The organism is Phenylobacterium sp., assembly GCF_004799515.1.
Taxonomy (GTDB): domain Bacteria; phylum Pseudomonadota; class Alphaproteobacteria; order Caulobacterales; family Caulobacteraceae; genus Phenylobacterium.
In genome coordinates this window covers 43,303-63,279 of the sequence record NZ_SSMX01000041.1, presented here as the reverse complement: position 1 = coordinate 63,279, position 19,977 = coordinate 43,303, and the positions used below count along the sequence as shown (strand labels likewise).

Genomic DNA, 19,977 nt, shown 5'->3' with positions numbered 1-19,977 from the left:
TCAGGCCGCGTTGCGCCGTTCGAGATGGCTCACCAGCCGCTCCTTCCAGACCCTGGGCGCGCCGGCGACGAGGGCCAGCTGGCGCGAGCGGCGGTAGTAGAGGTGGCAGTCCATCTCCCAGGTGAAGCCGATGCCGCCGTGGGTCTGGATGTTCTCCTTGGCGGCGAACCAGAAGGCCTCGCTGGCGGCGATCCGCGCGGCGCTGGCCGCCAGCGGCGTCTCCGCCGCCCCGGTGTTGAGCGCCCAAGCGCCATAGTACGCGTTCGAGCGGGCCAGTTCGTTCTTGATGTAGATGTCCGCCAGCTTGTGCTTGATCGCCTGGTAGGAGGCGATCGTCCGGCCGAAGGCGTAGCGCTCCAGCGCATAGGCCTTGGCCATCTCCAGGCACCTGTCGGCGCCGCCGCACTGTTCGAAGGCGATCAGGATCGCGGCGCGGTCCAGCACCTGCTCCAAGAGCTCCATGCCTACGCCCGCCTCACCCAGGCGGCGCGCCGGCGCGTCCTTGAACGTGAGCTTCGCCGCATCGCGCGCCGGATCCAGCGTTCCGACCGCCTCGCGGGTGACGCCCTCGCCGTCCAACTGGACGAGGAACAGGCCAGGCTTGCCGTTCTCCTTGGCCAGCACCAGGCCCAGGTTGGCGATGTCGCCGTCGGTGACGGGGATCTTGATCCCGCTCAGCCGGCCGTCGGTCACCGTAGCCTTCAGGGCCGCGGCGCTGACCGGGCCGGGGCGTTCGGAGGTGGCGAGTGCGCCGATCAGCGCGCCGGCGGCGATCTTCGGCAGGAGCTCGGCCTTCTGCTCGGCATCGCCGGCCAGCATCACCGCCTCGGCCAGGAAGTAGACCGTCGAGGCGAAGGGGATCGGCGCGGCGGCGCGGCCCAGTTCCTCGGCGATGACGCAGAGTTCCAGGTGGCCGAGGCCGAGGCCGCCATGTTCCTCCGGGATCGCCGCCCCCAGCCAGCCCTGGGCGGCCACCGCCGTCCAGAGGTCGGCGTCATAGGCCTTGGCGTCGTCGTCGATGACCCCGCGCGCCCGGGCCGGCGGGCAATGCGCCTCCAGGAACTTGCGCGCCTCGCCCTTGAGGAATTTCTGGTCGTCGGAGAAGTCGAAGTTCATGTGCGCCATCCCACCGGTTGGCCCGGCCTTGAGGTTTCCTCGCACGTCAACATACGCCCCGCGCCGGGGGTGAAAAGCATGACCTCGCGTCAGCAGGACTTAGTCCGCACCAGCGGCGAATGCGCCGGCTGCGGAGACGCGGCCGACGATCCGACCGCCCTCCCAGAGTTCGGCGCCCTGACCTCTAACCGCCAGCTCCAAGGTGCGCGCCACCGCGGCCACGTCATCCGCCGCCTCGAAGGCCTGCCCGAGCTGCAGCCGCCCGTCGGCGCCGACAATGTAGATACGATAGGACTTCAAGACGACTGGCCCCCCGGCAGCGTTACCGTTGTAAGGGCTTCGACGCCGCCGTCTGTCGCCTACCTGACCTCTCGCAAAAAAAAGCCGCCGGAACAACGACATCCCCTGGCTTGTTGCCAGCCCCATGGACGTCGAGAAGCCGACCGCCATGCAGATCATCGTGGCCTGGCGGGACAACAAATGGGTGGTGCTGCGCAACACCACGGAGGTGGGCGCCTACGCCTACCGCATGCACGCCATGGACATGGCGCGCACCCTCAGCGCCGAGGCGCAGGCTGATGGTCTGGAGTGCTACATGCTGGTGCGCGAGCAGAACGGCCGCTGGGAAGAGTACCCCTGCCCGAAGCCGTGAAGACGAAAGCGGCCGGGATCGGCGGGATCGCCTTGGCGCCGCCGCAGGCGCGGGCCTAGATGCCAGCCATGCGCACCGACACGCCCCAGGCGATCAAGCTCGCCGACTATCGCCCGCCCGCCTTCCTCGTGGAGGAGGTCAGCCTGGCCTTCGACCTCCAACCCAGCGCGACCCGCGTCAAGGCCAGCCTCAAGGTCCGCCGCAACGGCGACCACAACGAGCCGCTGAAGTTCAACGGCGAACGGCTGAAGCCGATCTCCATGGCCATCGACGGCCGGGCGCTGGCCGAGGGCGAACGGACCATCGACGGCGAATTCCTGATCATTCCCGATGCCCCCGACGCCTTCACGCTTACGACCGAGGTCGAGATCGACCCGCAGGCCAACAAGGCGCTGGACGGCCTCTACATGTCCGGCGGCCGCTTCTGCACCCAGTGCGAGGCCGAGGGCTTCCGCAAGATCACCTTCTGGCCGGACCGGCCGGACGTGCTCTCGCGTTTTACCGTCCGCATCGAGGCGGACAAGGGCTTCGAGCGCCTCCTGTCCAACGGCAACCTGATGGAGAGCGGCGACCTGCCGGGCGGGCGCCGCTACGCCGTCTGGAACGATCCCTTCCCCAAGCCCTGCTACCTGTTCGCCCTGGTCGCCGGCGAGCTGGACGTGCTGGAGGACAGCCGCGTCACCTCGAGCGGGCGCACCGTCGACCTGCGCATCTATGTCGACCCCGGCATGGCGCCGCGCGCCGCCTACGCCATGGACGCCCTGAAGCGCTCGATGAAGTGGGACGAGGACACCTTCGGCCTGGAGTACGACCTCGACCTCTTCATGATCGTCGCCGTGCGCGACTTCAACTTCGGGGCGATGGAGAACAAGGGGCTGAACATCTTCAACGCCTCGCTGCTGCTGGCCGACCCCGCCACCGCCACCGACCTCGACTTCGAGCGCATCGAGAGCGTGGTGGCCCACGAGTACTTCCACAACTGGACCGGCGACCGGGTGACCTGCCGCGACTGGTTCCAGCTGTGCCTGAAGGAGGGCCTGACGGTCTTCCGGGACCAGAGCTTCTCCGCCGACCAGCGCGGCCACGCCGTGCAGCGGATCAAGGACGTGAAAGCCCTGCGCGCCCGCCAATTCGCCGAGGACCAGGGCCCGCTCGCCCACCCCGTGCGACCGTCCAGTTACATGAAGATCGACAACTTCTACACCGCGACCATCTACGAGAAGGGCGCGGAAGTGATCCGGATGCTGAAGACCCTGATCGGGCCCGACGCTTTCCGCAAAGGCATGGACCTCTACTTCGAACGCTGGGACGGCCACGCCACCACGGTCGAGGCGTTCATCCGCTGCTTCGCCGACGTCTCCGGCCAGGACCTTGGGCCGTTCTTCGCCTGGTACGAGCAGGCCGGCACGCCGAAGGTGACCCTGACCAGCCACTATGACGCCGAGCGCCGGGAGCTGGCGCTCGAGATCGTCCAGGAGACTGCGCCGACGCCCGGCCAGCCGGTCAAGGGCGCCCTGCCGATCCCGGTGACCATCGGCCTCCTGGACGGCGACGGCCGCACCCAGGCCTTCGTCCGCGACGGCCAAGCGGTGGACGAGACCGTCGTCGTGCTCGATGGCGCGAAGACCACGGTCGTGCTGACCGGCGTCGACGAGCGCCCGGTGGTCTCCGCCCTGCGCGGCTTCTCCGCCCCGGTGAAGCTCACTTCCAACGCCGAGTCCCGCGACCGCTACGTCCTGCTGGCCGGCGACCCGGACCTGTTCAACCGCTGGGAGGCCGGCCAGGAGCTGGCCCGGGCGCTGATCCTGGCGCGCGCCACCGGCATGGCCGACGAGGTGGGCGAGGAACGCTACGCCGAGGCGGTCGGCCGCGCCCTGGCCGACCAGGCCGCCGACCCGGCGTTCAAGGCGCTGCTGCTCATGCTGCCGTCGGAGCCCGACCTGGCGCTCGCCATGACCCCGGCCGACCCGGCGGCGATCCACGAGGCGCGCCAGGCCCTGCGCCTGCGGCTGGCCCTGCACCTGGCCGACGAGCTGAAGCGGCTGCACGCCGGCCTGCAGGAGGTCGGCGAGTTCTCCCCCGACGCCGCCGGAGCCGGCCGCCGCGCCCTGCGCAACGCCGCCCTCGACCTGATGGCCGCCAACCCGCGCTCGGAAATCGGCGAGCTGGCCTTCGGTCACTACGAGGCCGCCGCCAACATGACCGACGCGGTGGGCGGCCTGGCCGCGCTCAGCCTGATCGGCGGAGACCTCTACGAACGCGCGCTCAGCGACTTCTACGAGCAGTGGAAGGCCGAGCCCCTGGTCATCGACAAATGGTTCGCCCTGCAGGCGCGCGACCCGGACGAGGGCGCGCTGGGCCGGGTCATGGGCCTGACCGCCCATCCGGCCTTCGAGGCCAAGAACCCCAACCGCCTGCGGGCCCTGGTCGCGACCTTCGCCAGCTTCAACCCGGTGCGCTTCCACGATCCCAGCGGCGCCGGCTACCGCTTCCTGGCCGACCAGATCCTGGCCACCGACGGCTTCAACCCGATGACCGCGGCGCGGCTGGTCGAGCCGCTCGGCGGCTGGCGGCGCTATAAGCCCGAGCTCGGCCGGCTGATGAAGGCGGAGCTGGAGCGCATCCTGAAGCACCCCGACCTCTCCAAGAACGTCTTCGAGCTGGTCAGCCGGTCCCTGGCCGAGGAATAGCGCGGGGGTCTCAGGTCCCTCCCGGCGCTAGCCGTTCGGCTCGGGCGCCTTCGAAACGCGCCGGCGACGCGGGACGCGCACGGTCGCGTCGCCATCCATGATGAGTTCGCCGTCCACAAAGCCTTCGCACCTGAGGACGACCCGGGCGGCGGCCTCGTCGATCGTGGCCACCGTCACGCGGGCGACCACGACGTCGCCGATCCGGACCGGCCTGTGGAAGCTGAGGGTCTGGCCAAGGTAGATTGCGCCCGCACCGGGTAGAATGGTGCCGACGACCGCGGAGCCGAACGACGCCGACAGCAGACCGTGAGCTATCCGGCCGCGATAGGCCGTCTTGGACGCGAACGCCTCGTCCATGTGCAACGGATTGAAATCGTCCGAGGCTTCCGCGAAGTGATCGATGCGCTCCGAGGTGACCGTGACGCGCTTTTCGGCGGTCATGCCGACGGCAAGCTCATCCAGAATGTAGCCGCCGGACGGATGAGGTTCGATCATGCGACCGGGTTACTCATCGCACCGGCGCCTGGCCAGAAAAATCCCGCGCGACGAAGCGCCAACACCGGACATTCGCCCCGTTCCGCAAATCGCACCTTGCCGAGGCCTTCCGAGGTCCGCTTCCGACGGTTGCATCGATGTCGACTGACGACCCTTAGCGGAGATGACGTGTCAGCGCGGTCCACCGGGGCGATCAAGCCGGAACGTACGTCAACCGGATCGTGTCCTCACCGATCAGATCGCTGGCCACGAGGCGGAGGGGCGGCCGGGGCCCGGCGAAAAACGGCGCGCCGTGGCCGAGCACCAAGGGGCGGAAGTAGAGCCGATACTCGTCGATGAGGCCGAGGTCGGTCAGGCTTCGCGCCAAGTCCGGCCCAGCGACGTCGATCTCCCCGGCGAGCCGAGCCTTAAGCTCGCCCAGCGCGGTCCCGAGGTCATCCTGGATCAGCGTGGCGTTGGGGCCGACGGACTTCAACGAGCGCGATACGACCCACTTCGGCTTGCTTCGCCACGCCGCCGCGAAGTCGCGATCCGCCGCGTCCCAGTCGGGCTGGTCTTCATCCCAGTAACGCATGATCTCATAGATGCGGCGACCGTACACGCAGCCGGCCAGCTCGCGCACGTGCTCCAGGAAGTGACGGGAAAGTTCGGGGCCTGGCGGCCCCAGCTGCATGTGGTCGACGTAGCCGTCCAGCGACTGCTGCAATCCGAAAACGAGCTTGGCCATGCCCTTTCCCTCCCTCGCAGGCGCCGCGCCACCGGTTTGACCTCGATCGCGATCGGCGCACCTTGCACATCTGAGTGGGGGTGAGTCCGAACCTATGCCGCAATCCGTTTCGCGCCGTGAGGCGATCGCGCAGGCCCTGGCGGTCTCGGCGGCCGCCGCGGCCGCACCTGCCTGGGCGGCTCGGCCCGCGGACACCGCCGCGGCCAAGGCGGTCCTGACGCGCCTCTTCGGTCCCGCCGGCGGGCGCGTCGCCCTGGCGCTCGGCACCGCCGGTCCGCGGCCCTGGTACGACGCCGAGGCCCGGAGCGGGACGCTCGCCGTCAAAGGCGATTCCGGCGTCGCCCTGGCGCGCGGCGCCTACGCCTGGATGCGCCAGATGGGCGCGGCCCATGTCAGCTGGGAAGGCGACCGCGCCGCCCTGCCCGCCCACTGGCCGGATGGGAAAAGCGGCCGCGTCGAGAGCCCCTTCGCCCACCGCGTCTACCTGAACCCCTGCACCTATGGCTACACGACGCCCTGGTGGGACTGGCCGCGCTGGCGCCGCGAGATCGACTGGATGGCGGTGCACGGGATCGACATGCCGCTGGCCCTCGAAGGCCAGGAGTTCGTCTGGCGGGCGCTGTGGCGCGAGGAGGGCCTGACCGAGGCCGAACTGGCCGGATACTTCTCCGGCCCCGCCTTCACGCCCTGGCAGCGGATGGGCAACATCGAGGGCTACCGCGCGCCCTTGCCCGCCGCCTGGATCGACAAGAAACGCGACCTGCAGCGCCAGATCCTGGCCGCCATGCACGCGCTCGGCATGAGCCCGATCTTGCCGGCCTTCGGCGGCTATGTTCCCAAGGCCTTCGCCCTGAAGCACAAGGACGCCCGCATCTACAAGATGCCGGCCGGCGGCGGCTTCCACGAGACCTACTGGCTGGATCCCGGCGACCCGCTGTTCCCCCGGCTCTCCGCGCGGTTCCTCGACCTCTACACGCGGACCTACGGGCCCGGGACCTACTACCTGGCCGACTCCTTCAACGAGATGCGCCCGCCGGTCGCCGACGACGGGCCATTCTCTCAAGACAAGGGGGGCGGCGGCAACGCCGGCTTCGGCGATGGCGGGGCCAGCAAGGCCGCGGCCGCGGCTCCCATCGACCCCGCCCTGAAGGCCCGGCGCCTCGCCGCCTACGGCCAGGCCATCCACGCGGCCTTCAAGAAGGCGCGGCCCGACGCGGTCTGGGTGATGCAGGGCTGGCTGTTCGGCGCCGACCCACAGTTCTGGGATGAGGCCGCCATCGCCGCCTTCTTCAGTCAGGTCCCCGAGGGCGGGGTGATGGTGCTCGACATCGGCAACGACCGCTATCCGGACGTCTGGCGCCGCGCCCGCGCCTTTGCCGGCAAGCCGTGGGTGTTCGGCTATGTGCACAATTACGGCGCCAGCAATCCGGTCTATGGCGACCTTGGCGGCTACCGGCGCGACGTGGCGGCGGTGCTCGCCGACCCACAGGCCGGGCGGCTGAGCGGCTTCGGCCTGTTCCCGGAAGGCCTCGACAACAACTCCATCGTCTATGAGGAGGCCTACGACCTGGCCTGGGGCGCCGGCGGCGCGTCGCTGGACGCGTGGCTCTCGGGCTACGCGAGGTCCCGCTATGGCCGCACGACGCCCGAGCTAGACGCGGCGCTTCGGCAGCTGGTCGAGGCCGCCTACACGACCCGCTACTGGACGCCGCGCTGGTGGAATGGCCGAGCCGGCGCCTGCCTCTTCTGCAAGCGGCCGACGGCGACCATCGTCGAGTTCCCGGGCCCGCCCGGCGACCGCGCCAAGCTGGCGACCGCCGTGGGCGAGCTGGCGCGGCTGGCCCCGGCCTTCGCCGGCGAGCCGCTGTTCGTCCACGACCTGGTCGATTTCACAGGCCACCTGGTCAGCGAGGAGATCGACGTCCGGCTGCAGGCCGCCGTCGCCGCCTATCGCCGCGGCGACCTCGCGGCCGGCGACCGGGCGCGGCGCGGGGTCGAAGACCTGGCCGTGGCGCTGGATGGGCTGCTGGGCGCGCAACCCGACACGCTCTCGACCTGGATCGACGCGGCCCGCGCCTATGCCGACGACCCGGTCGACGCCCGTGCCTATGTCCTCAACGCCAAGGCCCAGGTGACGGTCTGGGGCGGCGACGGCGGGCTTTCCGACTACGCGTCGAAGGTGTGGCAGGGCCTCTACCGCGACTACTACCTGCCCCGCTGGACCCGGCTCCTGGACGCCCTGCGCGCCGCCGGCGCCGGCGCCTTCGACGAACCCGCCGCGGAGCGCGCCATCGGCGCCTGGGAGCAAGACTGGATCGAGCGCGACACGGCTTACGTCCGCCAGCGTCCCGCCGATCCGGTGAGCGCAGCGCGGGCTCTCCTCGCCCGCCTCGGCCAGCCCTAAGGCCCCACGATGGACAAGCCCGCCGCCCGCTTCCTGTCGCTGGACGTGTTCCGCGGGCTCGCCGTCGCCCTGATGATCGTCGTCAACACGCCGGGGCCGGGCGCGCATCCCTTCCCGTGGCTGGTCCACGCCAAGTGGTTCGGCTTCACCGGCGCGGACTGGGTCTTCCCGTCCTTCCTGTTCGCGGTGGGCTGTTCGATGGCCTTCGCCTTCGCCGAGCGGCCGACCGCCGGCGCCTTTGCGCTGAAAGTCCTGCGGCGGGCGGCGCTGATCTTCCTGCTTGGCTTCCTGATGTACTGGTACCCCTTCATCCACCGCGTGGACGGCGGCTGGGCGCTCAACCCCTTCGCCGACACCCGGGTGATGGGCGTCCTGCAGCGGATCGCGCTCTGCTACGCCCTGGCCGCCTTCGCGGTGCGCTACCTCTCGCCCCGCTGGCTGGCCGCCTTGAGCGCACTGATCCTTCTGGCCTACTGGAGCGTCCTCGTCGCCTTCGACCCCGCCGATCCGTTCTCCAAGCTCGGCAACGCCGGGACCCGCCTCGACCTCCTCGTACTCGGCCCGCGCCACCTCTATCGGCGCGACGGCGGCTTCGACCCGGAGGGCCTTCTCGGGACCCTGCCGGCGAGCGTCAACGTGATCGGGGGCTATCTGGCGGCGCGATACCTCAGGACATCGGCCGGTCGACCGGCCCTGATCCGCATGGCCTTGGTTGGCGTCGCCCTGACCGTCGCCGCCCTGGCCTGGAGCCCATTCTTCCCCGTCGCCAAGAAGCTCTGGACCGGCAGCTTCGTCCTGCTCACCGTCGGCACCGACCTCGTCCTGCTGGCGGGCCTTGCTGCCGTCCTGGAAGGCCGGACGCCGAACCCGGTGACCCGCTTCTTCCAGGTGTTCGGGCTGAACCCGCTGGTGATCTACCTGTTCTCGGAACTCTTCGTAACGACCCTGCAGACCATCGAGGTCGCCCCCGACGTCGGCGTCTACGACTGGATCGGCGTCAACGTCTTCCAGGCGGCCGTCCCCGGCCCGGTCGGCGCGCTGCTCTGCGCCATCGCCTACACGCTCGCCTGCTGGCTGCTCGGCCTGGTCCTCGCTTGGCGGCGGATCGTCGTGCGTCTCTAGGAACCGCCCCGACCGGCGGATTAACCAACAAGCGGGACAATTCGCCGCTGGAATCCGGCGAATGGCGGTGACGCTGTTTACCCTTCGCGCGTAGACTCCGGCCCGATCGGGGTGATTTGCCCAGCCAGACTTGGGAGTTGGCGAGCCTTGACGGCGCGCGACAACGAAAGCGCAGCCCCGGCGGACGCCGCGGCCCGTTCCGCCGCCCAGGCGGCGGCCGGGCCACCGACCCAGCGGTTCGCGCGGGTGGCGATCCTGGCCGCCCTCCTGTTGCTCGCCGTCTACACCGGCGTCGCCTTCGCGCGCCTGATGCACGGGCCGCTGAGCGTGGCCGAGCAGATCGCCTCCCTGGCCATACCCCTGGCCGTCGCGCTGGCGCTGGGCGTCCTGTTGCTGATGGAATCCCGCCGGGTGGAGCGCGCCCACGCCGCCTACAGCGACAGCGAGCAACGCTTCCGCCTGGCCGTGGAAGCCGCCCGCTGCGGCATCTGGGAATGGGACCTCACCGAGGACCGCATCTTCATGTCCGACGTCACCGCCGCCCTGTTTGGCTGGCGCGGCGGGGTGGTGGACGGCCAGCAGGTGCTGGAGCGGGTCTCCGAGGGCCACCGCGACGGCCTGCGCGAGGCGCTGTCCACCGCCGCGGTCTACGGCGGCTTCGACGTCTCGTTCCGCGTGCCCAGCCTGTCGGGCGGGCGGCCGGTGTGGATCGACGCCCGCGGCCAGGGCTTCGGCAAGAGCCCCGAAGGCGGCTACGCCCGGATCATCGGCGTGGCGCTGGACGTCACCGAGGAGCGCCTGGCCCAGGCCCGCGCCCAGGCCGCCGAGACCCGCCTGCGCGACGCCATCGAGAGCGTGTCGGAGGCCTTCGTACTCTGGGACCGCCAGGGCCGGCTTCTGATGTGCAACAAGAACTACCGCAGCTTCTTCCGCCTGGAGCCGCAGGTGCTGAAGCCTGGCGTCGCGCGCGAGGAGGTCGACGCCCAGGCGCGGCTGGCCGTGCGCCAGGAGTTCCCGGCGCTGGGCGGGCGCAAGGGCGTCCGTGAGGCCGAACTGGTGGACGGCCGCTGGGTGCAGATCTCCGAACGCCCCACCGCCGAGGGCGGCCTCGTCGTCACCGCCGCCGACATCACCGCGCTCAAAGCCCAGGAAGAGGCGCGCCGGGTCAACGAGGAGGAGCTGCGCCGCGCCGTGGGCAACCTGGAGCGCAGCCAGGAGCAGCTCTCGGAACTGGCCCGCAAGTATGAGAACGAGAAGGTCCGCGCCGAGGGCGCCAACCAGGCCAAGAGCGAGTTCCTGGCCAACATGAGCCACGAGCTGCGCACCCCGCTGAACGCCATCAACGGCTTCTCCGAGATCATGGTCGCCGAGATGTACGGCCCGGTCGGCGACCCGCGCTACAAGGACTACGCCCGCGATATCCTCAACTCGGGCCAGCACCTGCTGGCGCTGATCAACGACATCCTCGACATGTCGAAGATCGAGGCCGGCAAGATGAACCTGCGCTTCGAGCCGGTGGCGCTGGAGGACGTGGCGGAGGACGCGCTGCGCCTGGTCCGCAACCGCGCCGAGGCCGCGGGCTTGGCGCTGCGGCTGGACTTCTCCGACCTGCCGGAGGTCGAGGCCGACTACCGGGCGATCAAGCAGGTGCTGCTGAACCTGCTCTCCAACGCCATCAAGTTCACCCCGCGCGGCGGCATGGTCACCGTGCGCGCCGAGCGCCGCGAGGATCCGCTGGGCGAGCGGGTGCGGATCAGCGTGCAGGACACCGGCATCGGCATCCCGCCCGAGGACCTGGCCCGCCTGGCCCGGCCCTTCGAACAGATCGAGAGCCAGCACGCCAAGACCCAGCAGGGCACGGGCCTGGGCCTGGCGCTCACCAAGTCGCTGGTGGAGATGCACGGTGGCCTGCTCGACCTGCGCAGCGCCCCCGGCCAGGGCACCAGCGCCACCTTCTCGCTCCCCGTGCTGCAGGCCAGCGTGGCCCTGGCCGCGGTGGCGACCGGGCGCTAGGCGCCAGCGACCGCGGAGCCTTCCGTAGCGGCGCCGATTGCGTCCGTTCGGCGAACGGCGGATCATGGCGCAAAGACGCGAGGGTGGCACACCGTGAAACGCGCATGGATTTCGGGCTTTGCAGCCCTCGTCTGCGGCCTTCCCGCCGCCGGGCTTGCCGCGGACGCTGGCTATAAGACGCCCCGCAACGGCTTCGGTCAGCCCGACCTCGGCGGCGCCTGGTCGAACGCGACGCTGACGCCGCAGGTCCGCCCCGTCCTCTACGGAACCCGCAAGGTCCTGACGCCGCAGGAGATCGCCATCCTGGAAGGCGCGGACGCCGCCAAGACCGCCGCCAGCAACGCCAAGGTCGATCTCAGCGCCGCCGCGGGCGCTTCGGACAACGTGGGCGCCTATGACCGCGCCTGGATCGACACCGGCGCGGGCGTCATGCGGGTCGGCGGCGAAGCGCGCACCTCGCTGATCACCACCGAGGACGGCCAGGTCCCGCCGGCCAGGGGCAAATCCAGGCAGGCCCTGCCGCCGGACGCCGGCTCCGCCGAGGCCGGGCTGAAGGCCGCACGGCAGGCGGCCGAATTCGACCAGTTCGCCGCTCAGGGCGCCGCGGAGGTCGGCCGGGCCGGCTCCTTCGACAACCCGGAGAACCGGGCGCTCGGCGAGCGGTGCGTGCTGTCCTTCGGCCGCAGCGCCGGCCCGCCGATGTTCCCCAACGGCTGGTACAACAACAACTACCTCATCGTCCAAGGTCCGACCGAGATCGCCATCGACGTCGAGATGGTGCACGACGTGCGCCATATCCGGCTGAACGCCAGGCACCGCGCCGACGACGTGCGCCCCTGGTTCGGCGACTCCATCGGCTGGTGGGACGGCGACACCCTGGTGGTCGAGACCAACCACATCCCGCAGGCCCAGGCCTACAACGGGTCGTGGAAGGACCTGACGGTCACCGAGCGGTTCACGCGGGTGGCCCGCGACCGCATCCGCTACAGCTTCACCGTCTCCGACCCGACGATATGGGACCGGCCCTGGGGCGGCGAGTACGAGATGCACCCGCTGAAAGGGCAAGTGCTCGAATACGCCTGCCACGAAGGCAACTACGCCCTCGCCGATGTGCTGGGCGGGGCGCGCGCCGAGGAACGGGCCGCGGCGGCCAAGTCCAAGGCGGAGGCGGCCGCCGCCGGCCGATAGTCTCGGCGCCTAGCCGCCCGTGACCGTCTCATAGGCCTTGTGCGCCGAGGCCTGGGCCGCCTTCAGCCGCGCCGTGAGCTGGCGGAAGTCCCGCGCCTCGCCGGCCCGGGCCAGGAGGGCGCGGAAGGCGGCGGGCTCGGCCTTCGGGTCGGAATCGTCGTCCAGCGCCACTTTCAGGAGCTGGGTCAGGTCCTGTTGCAGCCGCCAGGCGGCTTCCAGCTCCTCCACCGGCCGTTCAGGTGCGAGCTTCGCCGCCCGCAGGGCCGCCAGAGCCGCCGCGGTGTTGGGCTCCAGCGGCCCGTCGGCGGCGGCATGGGCCAGCTGCAGGAACTGGGCGGCGAACTCGATGTCCACCAGGCCGCCGGGGCCGAGCTTCAGGTCCCAGTCGCCCTTCGGCGGCCGTTCGCGGGCCATCAGCTCACGCATCTCGCGCACGTCGAGGGCGGTCCGGGCCCGGTCGCGCGGGCGGCGCAGCGCCGCTTCGATGGCGCCCTGCGCGTCGGCCGCGAAGGCGGCGCTGGTCGCCCAGACCACCCGGGCGCGGGTCAGCGCCAGGAGCTCCCAGGTCTCGGCCCCGGAGTCGCCGGGCGCGGCGTAATAGCCCTCGAAGGCCGGAAAGCTCACCGCCACCGGCCCCTTGGTGCCGGAGGGGCGCAACTGCATGTCCACCTCGTAGAGGCCGCCCTGCCCGGTCTGGCTGGAGAGCGCCGCGATCAGCCGCTGGGTGAAGCGGCCGTAGAACGTGACCCCGTCCCAGCCCTTCAGCGCCGAGCCCTCCCCGTCACCGGCGCTGCGATAAAGGGTCATCAGGTCGAGGTCGGAGCGGGCGCTCATCTCGCGGCTGCCGCACTTGCCCAGCGCCACCACGGCGACCTCGCCCGCGAAGGCGCCGCCCAGCCGCTCGGTCTCGGCGAGCGCCGCGTCCGCCAGGGCCTCGATGCACAGGTCGGCCAGGTCAGCGAAGGCCTTGCCCGCCACCGCCGCGCTCGCGGCGCCGCTCATCACCTGCACGCCCACCCGGAAAGCCTGCTCGCGGTGGACGACACGCACGGCGTCCATGGCGTCCTCGAAGCTCTCCGTCCGCGCCACCGCCGCGCGCATGGCCGCCCCGTCCTCGGCGATGTCGATGGGCTGGAAGAAGCCGCCATCCAGCATGGCGTCGATCGCCGCCGGCCGCCGCGCCAGGGTGGCCGCCAGGCGCGGCGCGAAGGCCATCACCTGGACGATGAGCTGGAAGAGGTTCGGCTGGGCCAGGAACAGCGACTGCAGCTGCACCCCGCTCGAGAGCCCTGAGAAGAAGTCGGCGAACCGGTTGAAGGCCGCATCCGGCGCGCCGGTGGCCTGGGCCGCATCCAGCAATCGCGGGGCGAGCCGGGTGAACAGCTCCCGGCCGCGTTCGGTGGCGGTCGCGGGGATGTGGCCGTGGTGCCAGGCGCGGATGGTGGCCGCCACCCGGTGCGGGTTGGAAAAGCCCATGCGCGTCAGGGTGGCGAGGGTCGCCGGGTCGTCCTCGACCCCGGTGAACACCAGGCTGCCAAAGCGCGAGGACAGCGGCTCCTCCGAGGGGAAGAGCTGGCCGTAGCGGGCGTTGACGCCCTTCAGCGTGCGGGTGATGGCGGCGTCGAAGCCGCGCAGGGCGTCGTAGCCCGCGAGCGCGGCCACGCGGCGGCGATCGGCGTCCGCCTCGGGCAGCTTGTGCGTCTGCTCGTCGGCCAGCATCTGCACCCGGTGCTCGACGGCGCGCAGGAAGCGGTAGGCGTCGGTCAGCTCCGCACAGGCCTGCGGCGTCACATGGCCGGCCTCGGTGAGGGCGGCCAGCGCGTCCAGGGTCCGCCTGTTGCGCAGCTCCGGATGCCGGCCGCCCAGGATCAACTGCTGGGTCTGGACGTAGAACTCGATCTCGCGGATGCCGCCCACGCCCAGCTTCAGGTCGACGCCCTTGGCCGAGATGCGCTCATCGACCTTGTGCGCGTGGATCTGGCGCTTGATCGAATGGATGTCGGCGATGGCGGCGAAGTCGAGGTTCTTGCGCCAGATGAAGGGCAGCAGCTCGTCGAGGAAGGCCTGGGCCGCCGGCAGGTCGCCGGCGCAGGGCCGGGCCTTGATGAAGGCCGCCCGCTCCCAGTTCTGGCCGACGTTCTCGTAGTAGTCGAGGGCCGCCGGGATCGGCACCGCCGCCTGGGTCGAGGACGGGTCGGGCCGCAAACGCAGGTCCATGCGGAAGACATAGCCGTCGGCCGTACGCGCCTGCATCAGGTCGGAGAGCCGTTGCGTCAGCCGCACCGCGAAGCTCTCGGCGTCGACGCCGTCGGCCAGCGGCAGGCGGTCGGGGTCGAAGAACACCGAGACGTCGATGTCGCTGGAATAGTTGAGCTCGAAGGCGCCCTGCTTGCCCATGGCGATGCAGAACCACCCCGGGACCGGCCCGTCGCCGCCCTCGCCCAGGCGGGAGAGCCGCCCGGCCTCCAGCTCCCCGCGCGCGGCCACGGCCAGGGCCGCGACCACCGCCGCATCGGCGAAGCGGGTCAGCGCCCCGGTCGCAGCGTCCAGGTCCCAGACGCCGCCCAGGTCGGCGAGCGCGGTCATCAGGTGCAGCTCGGCCTTCAGCTCGCGCAGGGCGACCATCGCCGCATCGTGACTGAGGTCCGCCGCCGCGGCGGTGCGGACCAGCAGGTCCTCCAGCCGCGGGTCGGGGTCGTCGGCCAGCAGGGCGTCGAGCCGCGCGGGATCGCGCCGCGCCAGGCTGGCCAGATAGGGCGAGGCGGCGAACACCGGCGCCAGCGCCGGCCAGGCCCGCGTCATGCGTTCGGTCCAGAGGTCCTCGGCCAGGGCCTCGCGCAGCCGTTCGGCCGCCTTCGCGTCGACGACGGGGCCGCAGGGCGTCAGGGTCTCGGCGAGGGCCATGGGAATGAACTAACACCCCTTCTCGTCTTGCGGGAGAAAGTGGAGCGTTAGCTCCCCCGTGAAACGGGGGAGGTAGACATTCAGCCGGTATCCGCCAGCGGTGGCGCACTGGTGTTGGCGGCCAGCCTGGCGGCGGTGGTGACCACCAGGTCGCCGCCGAGCCGCATGTCGGCCTTCAGCCGATGGGCCAGCACCTCGACGGGGATGTCGGTGAAGCCCTCCAAGCGGGCGGCTTCGCTGAGCCGCACATCGAGGTCGCGCCGCAGGACGTCGAATTCCTCTTCATCGCCCTCGGATTCCGTCCAGAGCAGGCGATTGAGGACGCCGCGGACGCGTCGTCCGTGCTGTTCGACGGGGTCCTCCGGAGCGCAGGCCTCCGCCTCGGCCTGGGCCGCCGCCTCACGGCGTTCGGCGATCTCCTGATCCTGCCGCGCCTCACACGCGGCCTCGCGCCCCAGCTTGAAGTCGAGGGCGAGCGTCAGACGCACGGCGCGCGAGGTCTTCTGGAAGGCCGCGACCAGGGCGACCTTCTCTTCGGGGTCCTCCGCCGCACGGGCCTGAACCGCCAGATCGCGGGCCAGCATCAGGCCCAGCTCGGCGAGCTCACCCAGCATGGCCTCCGCCCGGGCCTGTTTCTCCGTGTTGCGCGGCATGAACAAAACAGGAACACACGTGAGGCCCAAAGTCAAGTTTTCATGGATGCGCCGCGGGGCCGCGATCCCGGGGTATCGGATTGTGCTTCGCAACTTCCGGCCGCCCAGCATTCCCGCCCGCTGGGCGGGCCGTCCAGGCCTGCAGCAGCAGCCCGATTGGCGCGATCAAGCTGGTGCCCGCCGCGACCGCGGCCCCTTGATTTCCAGCTTGCGGCAAGCTTTCAGCAGCAGCATCTGCGCGCCACACGCAAGGGGACGTCCGCATCATGGCCAATCAGAATCCGAATGGCCGGCCGGACCGCCCCGATCGACGCGCCGCCAAGGCGGCAGGGGCCGTTCGCACCCGGCGCCGCGGCGGTTCGCGACCTGTCCTGAGCGCCTGGACCATCGCCGCGATGTTGTCCGTTTGCGTGGGAGCTTCGCACGGCGGGGCGGCCCCGGCGACCGAGCCCTCCGGCGCCGTTGCAAGCCTGCCCGCGACCGTCCCGGCGGAACTCCCGCCGTGGTCGCGCGGCGAGCTGGACATCTATCATATCAACACCGGCGGCGGGAACGCGGCGTTCTTCATCTTCCCCGATGGCACGACGATGCTGTTCGACGCCGGCGATTTCGACCACGCCGGGGCCGTGGCGCGCAGCCGGCCGCTGGTCATCGCCCCGCGCCGGCCCTCCGACCAGACGACGCCCGGAGCGGCCATCGCCGCCTTCATCGGCAAGGTCATGCCGCGCGGCGCCGCGCCGCGGATCGACTACGCGGTGATCTCCCACTTCCACGACGACCACTACGGCGCGGTGCGGCCTGGCCTCGCGCGGTCGGCCTCCGGCGACTACCTGCTCACCGGCATCACCGAGGTGGGCGAGCGGGTTCCGATCGGGACGCTGATCGACCGGGCCTACCCCGACTACGCCGAGCGCATGGACGCCCGTCAGATGGCGAGCCCGACCTTCGCCAACTACCGGGCCTTCCAGCAGGCCGAGCTCGTGCGCGGCGTCAAACTCCAGCGGCTGGCGCCAGGCCGCACCGACCAGATCGCCTTGCGGGCCGGGCGTGCGGACTTCCCGACCTTCAGGGTGCGCAACATCAAGTCGAGCGAGGAGCTTTGGACCCCGGGCGGCGTCAAGCGCCTGTTTCCCCGGGCGGGCGTCCGCTATTCGAACGGCTCGTTCAACGAGAACCCCGAAAGCCTGGCGATCAAGATCTCCTACGGCGCCTTCGACTATTTCACCGGCGGCGACAACACCGGCATGTCCGGCCTGGACGACCTGGACGGCGTGGACGTCGAAAGCCGGATGGCCCCCTCGGTCGGGCCGGTGGACGTCATGACCTTCGACCATCATGGCAACCGCGATGCGATGAACGCGCGGCTGCTCCGGACGCTGAAGCCCAGGGTGCTCATTGAGCAGACCTGGGTGTCAGACCAGCCCGGCGGGGAGGTGGTGCGCCGCCTCGCCAACCAGGCCATCTGGCCGGGGCCCCGTGACGTCTTCGCCACGCACCTGGCCGACGAAACCCGCGGGGCGATCGGGGCGATTGTCGACCGGACCTATACGGCCGCCGGAGGCACGGTGGCCGTGCGGGTCGCCCCCGGCGGGGGAAGCTATCGGATCTTCATGCTCAGCGACGAGGACGCGGGGACCAAGATCCTGAAATCGTTCGGCCCCTATCAATCGCGGTAGACGCCAGCCGCGGGAACGGCGCGCAAAGACGGCAATCTCCAGCGTTGGGTGGTCGGCCGGTGGCGCGCGTGTCACCAATTCGTCGGCTTCGGATTGCGTTCGTCGAAGCCCGTCTGGTGCCAGTAGGGATAGGCGGGGGTCCGGCGGCTGGCGGCGTCCAGCCGGGCGACCTGGTCGGGGGTGAGCGTCCAGCCCACGGCGCCGAGGTTGGCCTTGAGCTGCGCCTCGTTGCGGGCGCCGACGACGACGTTGGCGACCGTCGGCCGGGTCAGCAGCCAGTTCAGGGCGACCTGCGGCACGGTGCGGCCGGTCTCGTCGGCGACCGCCTGCAGGGCGTCGACGACTGTGTAGAGGTGCTCGTCGTCCACGGGCGGCCCGCCGGCCGCGCCGCCGGCGGCGATGCGCCCGCTCTCGTCCTGGCCGCGGCGGATCTTGCCGGTCAGCCGGCCCCAGCCCAGCGGGCTCCAGACCATCAGGCCCACGCCCTGGTCGAGCCCCAGCGGCATCAGCTCCCATTCATAGTCGCGGCCGATCAACGAGTAGTAGCCCTGGTAGGCGACGTAGCGCGCGAGGCCGTGCTTCTCGGAGGTCGCCAGCGACTTCATCAGGTGCCAGCCCGAGAAGTTCGAGGCGCCGATGTAGCCGATCTTGCCGCTGGTGATCAGATCGTCCAGCGCGCGAAGGGTCTCGTCGACGGGCGTCGCCGCGTCGAAACCGTGCATGAAGTAGAGGTCGATGTGGTCGGTCTGCAGCCGCTTGAGGCTGGCCTCGCAGGCGCGCACCAGATGATAGCGCGAGGAGCCCACGTCGTTCTCGCCCTTCCCCGTCCGGAAGGTGGCCTTGCTGGAGATCAACGCCTTGTCGCGCTTGCCCTTCAGCGCCGCGCCAAGGATCTCCTCCGAGGAACCATTGGAGTAGACGTCCGCCGTGTCGAAGAAGGTCACGCCTTCGTCGAGGCAGAGGTCCACGATCCGTTGGGCGGCGTCGAGGCCGGTCGCGCCCCATTTCTCGAAGAACGGATTGCCGCCGCCGCTGAAGGTGCCGGCGCCGAAGCTCAGCGCCGGCACGCGCAGGCCCGAACGGCCGAGTTGACGGTATTCCATCGGGACCTCCTGGAGGATCGGCGGCTGACGACGGCGGCGCCAGCCATCTTTGGGGGGGGTGAGTTCTCGGACTGCTACTTCGGGGGCGCGGCGCGGAAGCGCAAGGCGAAGGCCGCAAAGTTCGGCGGCGCCGCCCGCCTGAGCTTCAGGCCGCCCCGGCGAGGGCGTCGCGCGCCTCGCTGGCGATCTCCAGGGAGCGGATGCGCTTCGCCTGATCGAAAATCTGCGCGGTCAGAATGATCTCGTCGGGCCGATGCTGGGCGACGAATTGCGCGAGGCCGGCGCGGATCGTCTCGGGGCCGCCGACCACCGCCTTGGAGAGGGGCGATCCGGCGGCGACGGTCCCGGCCAGCTCGCCGTTCCGATCGTCGATCGGCGGCGGCAGCGGGCCAGGCTGTCCGCGGTGCAGGTTCACGAACGCCTGCTGCAGCGAGGTGAACAGGAACCGCGCCTCGGCGTCCGTCTCGCCCGCCACCAGGTTAAGCCCCAGCATCAGGTGCGGCCGCTCGGCCTGGGGCGAGGGCCTGAACTGCTGTCGGTAGATCTGCGCGGCCTGGTCCAGCATCGCCGGCGCGAAGTGCGAGGCGAAGGCGAATGGCAGGCCCAGCGCCGCGGCGAGCTGCGCGCCATAGAGGCTGGAGCCCAGGATCCACACCGGCACCTTGGACCCGTAGCCGGGCACGGCGCGGATCGCCTGGTTGGGCTGCGGGTCGTCCAGGAAGGCCATCAGCTCGAGCACGTCCTGGGGGAACTGGTCGACCCCGCCGGCCAGGTTGCGGCGGAGCGCCCGGGCGGTGAGCTGGTCGGTCCCCGGCGCCCGGCCCACGCCGAGGTCGATGCGCTTCGGGTAGAGCGCGTCCAGCGTGCCGAATTGCTCGGCGATGATCAGCGGCGCGTGGTTGGGCAGCATGACGCCGCCGGCGCCGAGGCGGATGGTCGAGGTGCCGTCACCGACGAACGCCAGGGCGACGGCGGTCGCGGCGCTGGCGATGCCGGTCATGTTGTGGTGCTCGGCCAGCCAATAGCGCTGGAAGCCGAGCCGCTCCGCCGCGCGCGCCAGATCGCGGCTGGCGCGGAGCGATTGGCCGGGGTCGCCACCCTGCACGATGGGCGAAAGATCGAGGACGGACAGCGGGATCATGACGCCCATATAGGAGCCCCGCCCTCGTATCGCTCCCTGGTGACGCTGGCCCAAGCCTCTGACCCATGGCAACGTGCCGACGCGCCTGGAGCC

At 70.8% G+C, this 19,977-nt stretch carries 15 protein-coding genes; 7 read left to right on the top strand and 8 right to left on the bottom strand.

The window, feature by feature from the left end; all coding sequences use genetic code 11:
- Window positions 1-1,116 carry an acyl-CoA dehydrogenase family protein gene (locus E8A49_RS17360; RefSeq protein ID WP_293384298.1) on the bottom strand — a complete coding sequence of 372 codons (1,116 nt, stop codon included), beginning with the start codon at window positions 1,114-1,116 and terminating at the stop codon, window positions 1-3.
- Between the two features lie 99 nt (window positions 1,117-1,215).
- The gene (locus tag E8A49_RS17355) at window positions 1,216-1,416 is read right to left on the bottom strand and encodes a hypothetical protein (protein WP_293384296.1); all 201 of its coding nucleotides are present in this window, start codon (window positions 1,414-1,416) and stop codon (window positions 1,216-1,218) included.
- 124 nt (window positions 1,417-1,540) lie between these two features.
- Here E8A49_RS17355 and E8A49_RS17350 point away from each other — a divergent pair, with 124 nt between their 5' ends.
- Together E8A49_RS17350 and pepN are read left to right on the top strand one after the other, a co-directional pair.
- Window positions 1,541-1,768, top strand: a complete 228-nt coding sequence (locus E8A49_RS17350; RefSeq protein ID WP_293384292.1) for a hypothetical protein — start codon at window positions 1,541-1,543, stop codon at window positions 1,766-1,768.
- Between the two features lie 68 nt (window positions 1,769-1,836).
- Window positions 1,837-4,458 (top strand): aminopeptidase N, encoded by a 2,622-nt coding sequence (pepN, locus tag E8A49_RS17345; RefSeq protein ID WP_293384289.1) that lies wholly within the window; start codon window positions 1,837-1,839, stop codon window positions 4,456-4,458.
- A gap of 27 nt (window positions 4,459-4,485) precedes the next feature.
- Here pepN and E8A49_RS17340 read toward each other — a convergent pair whose 3' ends face one another.
- The gene (locus tag E8A49_RS17340; protein WP_293384286.1) at window positions 4,486-4,953 is read right to left on the bottom strand and encodes a MaoC family dehydratase; all 468 of its coding nucleotides are present in this window, start codon (window positions 4,951-4,953) and stop codon (window positions 4,486-4,488) included.
- A 193-nt stretch (window positions 4,954-5,146) separates the two neighbouring features.
- Window positions 5,147-5,680, bottom strand: coding sequence for a dihydrofolate reductase family protein (locus tag E8A49_RS17335; RefSeq protein WP_293384283.1), 534 nt, complete (start codon window positions 5,678-5,680; stop codon window positions 5,147-5,149).
- A 94-nt stretch (window positions 5,681-5,774) separates the two neighbouring features.
- Here E8A49_RS17335 and E8A49_RS17330 point away from each other — a divergent pair, with 94 nt between their 5' ends.
- The 4 genes from E8A49_RS17330 to E8A49_RS17315 all read left to right on the top strand — a co-directional run bounded on the left by E8A49_RS17330 (window position 5,775) and on the right by E8A49_RS17315 (window position 12,407).
- A complete protein-coding gene (locus tag E8A49_RS17330; protein ID WP_293384280.1) occupies window positions 5,775-8,084 on the top strand; it encodes an alpha-N-acetylglucosaminidase in 2,310 nt (769 codons plus the stop codon).
- A 9-nt stretch (window positions 8,085-8,093) separates the two neighbouring features.
- A complete protein-coding gene (locus tag E8A49_RS17325; RefSeq protein ID WP_293384277.1) occupies window positions 8,094-9,206 on the top strand; it encodes a heparan-alpha-glucosaminide N-acetyltransferase domain-containing protein in 1,113 nt (370 codons plus the stop codon).
- Window positions 9,207-9,353: 147 nt separating this feature from the next.
- On the top strand, window positions 9,354-11,219 hold the full coding sequence (locus tag E8A49_RS17320) for an ATP-binding protein (protein ID WP_293384274.1): 1,866 nt from the start codon (window positions 9,354-9,356) through the stop codon (window positions 11,217-11,219).
- 93 nt (window positions 11,220-11,312) lie between these two features.
- Entirely contained in the window at window positions 11,313-12,407 is a 1,095-nt protein-coding gene (locus E8A49_RS17315; RefSeq protein ID WP_293384271.1) for a hypothetical protein, read from the top strand.
- A gap of 9 nt (window positions 12,408-12,416) precedes the next feature.
- On the opposite strand, the gene E8A49_RS17310 is transcribed toward E8A49_RS17315, so the two are convergent.
- A complete protein-coding gene (locus E8A49_RS17310; RefSeq protein ID WP_293384268.1) occupies window positions 12,417-15,311 on the bottom strand; it encodes a bifunctional [glutamine synthetase] adenylyltransferase/[glutamine synthetase]-adenylyl-L-tyrosine phosphorylase in 2,895 nt (964 codons plus the stop codon).
- A gap of 80 nt (window positions 15,312-15,391) precedes the next feature.
- Window positions 15,392-15,964, bottom strand: a complete 573-nt coding sequence (locus E8A49_RS17305) for a hypothetical protein (RefSeq protein WP_293384264.1) — start codon at window positions 15,962-15,964, stop codon at window positions 15,392-15,394.
- Window positions 15,965-16,359: 395 nt separating this feature from the next.
- Between E8A49_RS17305 and E8A49_RS17300 the strand changes: the two genes are divergently transcribed.
- Complete coding sequence (locus E8A49_RS17300; protein WP_293384261.1) at window positions 16,360-17,640, top strand: MBL fold metallo-hydrolase; 1,281 nt, start codon at window positions 16,360-16,362, stop codon at window positions 17,638-17,640.
- A gap of 71 nt (window positions 17,641-17,711) precedes the next feature.
- Here the strand turns inward: E8A49_RS17300 and E8A49_RS17295 are convergent, their stop codons facing one another.
- Window positions 17,712-18,743, bottom strand: a complete 1,032-nt coding sequence (locus tag E8A49_RS17295) for an aldo/keto reductase (RefSeq protein WP_293384258.1) — start codon at window positions 18,741-18,743, stop codon at window positions 17,712-17,714.
- Between the two features lie 145 nt (window positions 18,744-18,888).
- Entirely contained in the window at window positions 18,889-19,884 is a 996-nt protein-coding gene (locus E8A49_RS17290) for an LLM class flavin-dependent oxidoreductase (RefSeq protein WP_293384348.1), read from the bottom strand.
- Window positions 19,885-19,977: the final 93 nt, after the last annotated feature.